This is a genomic window from Cupriavidus sp. HMR-1 (assembly GCF_000319775.1).
GTDB classification, from domain to species: domain Bacteria; phylum Pseudomonadota; class Gammaproteobacteria; order Burkholderiales; family Burkholderiaceae; genus Cupriavidus; species Cupriavidus metallidurans.
Window position 1 is genome coordinate 1 of the sequence record NZ_ANKP01000126.1, and the last position, 6,256, is coordinate 6,256.

General features: G+C 67.2%; 7 protein-coding genes. 2 read left to right on the forward strand and 5 right to left on the reverse strand.

Annotation, left to right across the window (positions count from 1 at the left end):
* The coding region (locus D769_RS16620) for a hypothetical protein (RefSeq protein ID WP_008647145.1) at window positions 1–226 on the forward strand (226 nt) is incomplete at its 5' end.
* Window positions 227–305: 79 nt separating this feature from the next.
* Here D769_RS16620 and D769_RS16625 read toward each other — a convergent pair.
* Window positions 306–1,652: an AAA-associated domain-containing protein gene (locus D769_RS16625; protein ID WP_008647146.1), complete on the reverse strand. Its 1,347-nt coding sequence runs from the start codon at window positions 1,650–1,652 to the stop codon at window positions 306–308.
* A gap of 10 nt (window positions 1,653–1,662) precedes the next feature.
* The gene (locus D769_RS16630; protein ID WP_008647147.1) at window positions 1,663–3,408 is read right to left on the reverse strand and encodes an ABC transporter permease subunit; all 1,746 of its coding nucleotides are present in this window, start codon (window positions 3,406–3,408) and stop codon (window positions 1,663–1,665) included.
* 330 nt (window positions 3,409–3,738) lie between these two features.
* On the opposite strand from D769_RS16630, the gene D769_RS16635 reads away from it, so the two are divergent.
* A complete protein-coding gene (locus D769_RS16635) occupies window positions 3,739–4,026 on the forward strand; it encodes an acylphosphatase (protein ID WP_008647148.1) in 288 nt (95 codons plus the stop codon).
* 61 nt (window positions 4,027–4,087) lie between these two features.
* Here D769_RS16635 and D769_RS16640 read toward each other — a convergent pair whose 3' ends face one another.
* From D769_RS16640 to trpC, 3 genes are all read right to left on the reverse strand, one after another.
* Window positions 4,088–4,858: a uracil-DNA glycosylase gene (locus D769_RS16640; protein WP_008647149.1), complete on the reverse strand. Its 771-nt coding sequence runs from the start codon at window positions 4,856–4,858 to the stop codon at window positions 4,088–4,090.
* Entirely contained in the window at window positions 4,858–5,481 is a 624-nt protein-coding gene (locus D769_RS16645) for a CYTH domain-containing protein (RefSeq protein ID WP_008647151.1), read from the reverse strand. The genes D769_RS16640 and D769_RS16645 overlap by 1 nt, the downstream gene beginning before the upstream one ends.
* 7 nt (window positions 5,482–5,488) lie before the next feature.
* The coding region (gene trpC, locus D769_RS16650) for an indole-3-glycerol phosphate synthase TrpC (RefSeq protein WP_008647153.1) at window positions 5,489–6,256 on the reverse strand (768 nt) is incomplete at its 5' end.

Below are 6,256 nucleotides of genomic sequence, written 5' to 3' on the forward strand. Positions count from 1 at the left end.
CAAGGCCGAGGTGCTGGCGCAGGCCGCGGCGGCCGGCGAGATCGGTGCGGCCGAGCCGATTCAGCGATCGCAGGACCAGCGTGCCGAGTCCACCGCGAGTGCTTCCGGGCGTGCGGCCAATGCGGTGCTGGAGCGCCGCCTGCGTGCGCTGCGCGAGGACGCAGCGAAGATCGCGCTGCGTACCGGCGCGATCGGCCGGGCAATCCGGACGCCGTGGAAGGGCTGATCGAACGGAATCGCGACGGGCTTTCTCTCCTTTCCCGTGTTGCGGGAGAGGAGAGCCAGCCTGCGGCATTGACTCGGACCTACGCCTTCCCAGTCGCCCCGGCTTCCTCCACGTCGGGCAGCTTGAACACGCCACTGTTGAACGAGTAGCCGTAAACCTCGCCGTACCGGCCCCAGTCGATCGCGATTGTCAGCACGCGCTGGGCCTCATCCGGCTTCAGGAATGCTTGCATCTCGCGCAGGACGGTTTCCTCGCCGACCTCGCCGTCCTCGCTCTCTTCCAGCTCGCGCCGGATGTGAGCGGCCAGCGCCACGTGGCTCAGCAACTGCTTGCCGAACACGACCTTGCGTTCGGAGGGCTCGGTCTCGTAGTAGCTGCGGCCGAGCGCCGTCGATGTGATATCGCCGCGCTCGATGGTCGCCAGCCCCAGCAACTGCATGGCCTCGCAGGCCGGCAGCAGTTCGTCGTCGGTCAGCCCGGCTTCGTCGGCCAGGTGCGGCAGGTCGGCGCGGCCGAAGAACGGCGACTCGTGCAGCAGGTCGAGAATGGCCTCCATCTGGCTGATGTCGGCTTCTGGCAGGCGGTAGCCGATCTGCTGCGCGGCAGCCATCGCAGGCACGCGCGGCCCCAGCGCGGCCGGCGAGGTCATCAGCGTGTAGACCTCGTCGATCAGCGCGCGCACCTGGGCGCTGTCGCGATTGCGTGGGCGCGCGAAGGGCACCCGCACCTCGGCGCGCACGCGCCCCGGGTCGCTCGACAGGATCACGATCCGGTCGGCCATCATCACCGCTTCCTCAATGTTGTGCGAGACGATCAGGATGCTCTTGATGTTGGCGCGACCCGACTCCCACAGGTCGAGCATTTCATCGCGCAGCGTTTCGCCGGTCAGCACGTCAAGGGCCGAGAACGCCTCGTCCATCAGCAGCAGGTCCGGCTGCGTCACCAGCGCCCGGGCTATACCCACACGCTGCCGCATGCCGCCGGACAGTTCACGCGGCAACGCGCTGTTGAAGCCCGAGAGACCGATCATGTCGATGGCCGCTTCGGCGCGCCGCACGCGTTCCGCCTTCGGCACGCCCTGCGCTTCCAGCCCAAGTTCCACGTTCTGCTGTACTGTCAGCCACGGGAACAGCGCGAATGACTGGAACACCATGGCGATGCCTTCGGCCGTGCCGACCAGCTTCTGGCCACGGAACCGCACCTCGCCACGGTCCGCGCCGACCAGGCCGGCCATGATCCGCAGCAGCGTCGATTTGCCGGAGCCGGACTTGCCCAGCATGGCGACGATCTCGCCTTCACGCAGCGTGAGGTTGACGCCTTCGAGCACGGCGCGATCGGTATGGTCGGCGGTGCGGAATACCTTGCCCACGCCATGCAGTTCGATGACGGATGGGGCCAGTCTGGATGGGTTGTCGTGCAGTGCCATCGTGCGAATGTCAGAGTCGGGTGCGCAACTGCGCGAGATCGTAGAGGCGGTTCCAGAGCAGCCGGTTGAAGCCGACCACGAACAGCGCCATCACGCCGATGCCAAGTGCGATGCGCGGGAAGTCGCCCCGCGCGGTCATTTCGGCGATGTAGCTGCCCAGGCCGGTGGCCACGAGCGTGCGATCGCCCCAGGTCACGTATTCCGAGACGATACTCGCATTCCAGGACCCGCCTGCAGCCGTGACCAGTCCGGTCAGCAGACTCGGGAAGACGGCGGGAATCAGGAAGCGGCGCCACATCAGCCAGCCCTTGAGCCCAAAGTTGCGCGCGGCCAGCCGCAGTTCCGTGGGAATGCCAGAAGCCCCGGCCACCACGTTGAACAGGATGTACCACTGGGTGCCGAAGATCATCAGCGGGCTGAGCCAGATCTCGGGATTGAGCCCGAACCTGACGATTGCCATCACGGCCAGCGGGAACATCAGGTTGGCCGGAAAGGCGGCCATGAACTGGGCGATCGGCTGGGCGATGCGCGCCACGGACGGGTTCAGGCCGATGCGGATGCCGATCGGCACCCAGATCAGCGCCGCCAGCGCGATCAGCACGATCACGCGCGTCATCGTCAGCACGCCAAGCCACAGCACGTGCGCGGCCTCGCCCCAGCCCACCTCGCTGTGCACGAAGTGCACCACGCGATAGAGCGCCGCCAGCGCGATGACGATGATCACCGTATCGCGCAGGCGCTCGAGCCAGGGGCTCCAGCGGGCTGGCGCGGCGGGCAGTACCACCATGTTGCGGTGGCGGGCGCTCCACGCCAGCGTGCGTCCGCCGAGGCTGGCGGTCCACTTGAGCAGCGCATGGACCCATGCGGAACGGCGCAGCAGGTCGAGCAGCCAGGACTGGGGCATGGTGTCCTGCGCCAGCGTTTCGAAGCGGAAGCGGTCGGCCCAGGCCACCAGCGGGCGGAACAGGAACTGGTCGTAGATCAGGATGCCGACCAGCATCGCCACGATGGCCCAGCCGATTGCTGGCAGGTTCTGCTGCTGGATCGCCAGCGCGATGTACGAGCCGATGCCGGGCAGGCGGATGTCGTGGCCGGATACCGAAATGGCTTCGGAAGCAACAACGAAAAACCAGCCGCCGGACATCGACATCATCATGTTCCACAGCAGGCCGGGCATGGCGTACGGCACTTCGAGCCGCCAGAAACGCTGCCAGGGCGAAAGCCGGAACATTGCCGCGGCTTCGATCAGATCGCCGGGGATGGTGCGGAACGACTGATACAGGCTGAAGGCCATGTTCCAGGCTTGCGACGTGAAGATCGCGAAGATCGCCGCGCATTCCACGCCGACCAGGCTGCCGGGGAACAGGGCGATGAAGCCGGTGACCGTGATCGACAGGAAACCGAGTACCGGGATCGACTGCAGGATGTCCAGCGCCGGCACCATCACTTTTTCGGCGGTGCGATTGCGCGACGCGATGGCCGCGAAGGCGAACGAAAACAGCAGCGACGCCGCCAGCGCCGCCAGCATTCGTATGCTGGTGCGCATCAGATAGTAGGGCAGGCTGGCGACGTCCAGCTGCACGGACAGCGCATCGCCAGGCTGGTACGGCACGACCATCTGCTTGGCCGCAAAGGCCACGATGACGATGACCGCGAGGATGATCGGCAGCAGTGCGAAGTCGAACCGGTTTGGGGGCGCAGTCAGCAGAGGGCCGACGTAGCCGGGTGCGGGTTGGTTATCTTGCGTTGGTGGCATGGGCACGGCCCTTCGTTTCGGAACCGCCGTAGCCTCTCCATCGATCCCTCGCCCGCAAGCGGGGAGGGCGGCCAACACCGCGCAATTCCAACGCTGTCGGTTCGCGCCCCTTTCTCGCGGGCGGGAGAGGGGCTGGGGGAGAGGGCAAAGGCATCGTATGCTGATGACCTAACGCCCAAGCGGGCCAGGTAGTGTACCTAGAGACGCTATCAAAATGATTCTGGCGTTGTTGCGTGGCCTTGCCGTACTACTTGCACTGTCTGCGGCCACGCGTTTGGCCAGAGCTGTTTCGCTTCATTTTGATGGCGCCCCTCAGTATGGAAGCAAATCATGACAACCACGACGGAAACCTGGCAATTGTTCGCCCACGGCCGTGTGCAGGGGGTGGGCTATCGTGCCGCATGTGCGGACCGGGCGACATCGCTCGGTCTGGGTGGGTGGGTGCGCAACCGTGTCGACGGCAGGGTGGAGGTGCTGGCCAGTGGCCCGCGCGAGCGCCTGGAGGCGCTACGCGTGTGGATGGAGGCGGGGCCGCCCGCCGCGCAGGTGTCGAAGGTGGAAGTGGCTCAGGCGGCGCCGCAGCTGTTCGATCAATTCGACTGGCTGCCCACGGCCTGAGTGATCGCTTGAGCGGCGGCCTCCTGCTTGTCGGCCCGGTCGGCCTGGTCGGTCAGGTCGGTCAGGTCGCCTGCCAGTCGATACCGCCACGGCCGTGGCGTTCGAGCCAGTCGTTGGCCTGACGGAAATGGCCGCAGCCCAGGAAACCCCGGTGCGCTGACAGCGGCGACGGATGCGGCGCTTCCAGCACGCAATGCGTCTGGCCTTCGAGCAAGGCGCGCTTGGCCTGCGCGTGGCTGCCCCAGAGCAGGAACACCAGGTTCGGCCGCGATGCCGCCAGCGCGTGGATCACGCAGTCGGTCACGGCTTCCCAGCCGCGCTTCGCATGACTGGCGGCCTGTCCCTGCTCGACCGTCAGTACCGTATTCAGCAGCAGCACGCCCTGACGTGCCCAGCCTTCCAGATTGCCCGACGCACGCGTCGGCGCCACGCCGTATTCCGCGCCGATTTCCTTGAAAATGTTGCGCAGGCTCGGTGGCACCTTGACGCCCTCGGGCACGGAGAAGGCCAGCCCGTGTGCCTGCGGGATCTCCAGTCCATCCACGACGCCGGTGCCGTGGTATGGGTCCTGGCCAAGGATAACGACCTTGACCGCGTCCGGCGGCGTCAGGTGCAGGGCATGGAATACCGCGTGTGGAAACACCGGCTTGCCCGCCGCGCGTTCTTCGTCGACGAACGCGCACAGCGACGACCATTCGGCCTTGCCCAGGCATGGCGCGAGCAAGGTTCGCCAGGCGGCGGGCAGGGCATCGGCCTGCTCCTGCAGGCTGACGGTCTGGGGTGTGGCGCTGGAAGTTTCCGGCGTGTCGGGCGCAAACAGGTCGGCTTGCATCAGGATGGGGTGGTGAGACGGTAGCCGCGTGCGGCCTTGCTGAGGTCCGAGGGGGTCAACGGGGCGATGTGGGCGAGGCGGAGGGCGAACGCGCGCAATGCGGCTTCGACATGGCGTTCGTCAGCCCCATCGCGCGGCAGCCATTCCAGTTCGAGCTCCTGGATGCGCTCGGTCCGCGACGTGCCGGGGGCGCTGATCGCGCCGGTGTCGAGCGCGGCCTCGATGCGCTCGCCATCCTGTTCGACAATCCAGGTGCGGCGGGCGAAGTCGGTCCGGAATACCGGAGCGAGCCGGTCTGCCAGCGGCGTCAGCACGGCGCGGGCATCGTCGGGGAAGCATGACAGGTCGATGGCCTCGCCCGCGACTGGCGTTTCCCATTCGTGGCGGGCAGCCAGGCCGGCGGCGCTGTGGCCGGCGGTCTTCAGCGTTTGCAGCCACTGCTCGCCCTTCCTGCGCAGGCGCAGTGCCGCGCGGGCCTGTGCCAGATCCCGGTTGGGGGTGTCCAGGTAGACGTTCAGCAACGTCAACTCGCCACGAGGCTCCCCGTTGGCGTCGAGCCAGGCCGCCACCGCGGCAAGCGCGGCGTCGGGCACGGCCAGTTTCAGTTCGATCTCGATGCCCATCTGGGAATCACGAGAACAGGCGGGCCAGTTCCACGCCCGGCTCCGGCGCGCGCATGAACGCTTCGCCGACCAGGAAGGCGTGGACGTCGGCGTCGCGCATCCGCTTGACGTCGTCGGGCCCGAGGATGCCCGATTCGGTTACCACGAGCCGGTCAGCCGGCATGCGCGGCAGCAGGTCCAGCGTGTTGTCCAGCGAGACCTCGAAGGTGCGCAGGTTGCGGTTGTTCACACCCAGCAGCGGCGTCTTCAGTCGCAGCGCACTATCGAGTTCCTCGCCGCCGTGGACTTCCACGAGCACATCCATGCCGAGTTCGTGCGCGCACGCTTCCAACTCGGCCATCAGGCCGTGGTCGAGCGCGGAGACGATCAGCAGGATGCAGTCGGCGCCCCAGGTGCGGGCTTCGTAGACCTGGTACATATCGACCATGAAGTCCTTGCGCAGCGCCGGCAGCGGGCAGGCGCCACGCGCGCGCTTCAGGTACTCGGCATGACCCTGGAAGAAATTCACGTCGGTCAGCACGGACAGGCAGGCCGCGCCATGGGCGGCGTAGCTTTCGGCGATGGCCTCCGGCACGAAGTTTTCGCGCAGCACGCCCTTCGACGGCGAGGCCTTCTTGACCTCGGCGATCACGCCGGCGTTGCCGGCCGCGATCTTGTCGCGCAGTGCGCGCTCGAAGCCGCGCGGGGCCATGCCGGTTTCGTGGCGCAGGCTCTCGGCCTCGGCGCGCAGGCTCGGCAGGGCGCGCCTCTTTGCGGGGGGCGCCCCCCTCTTCGG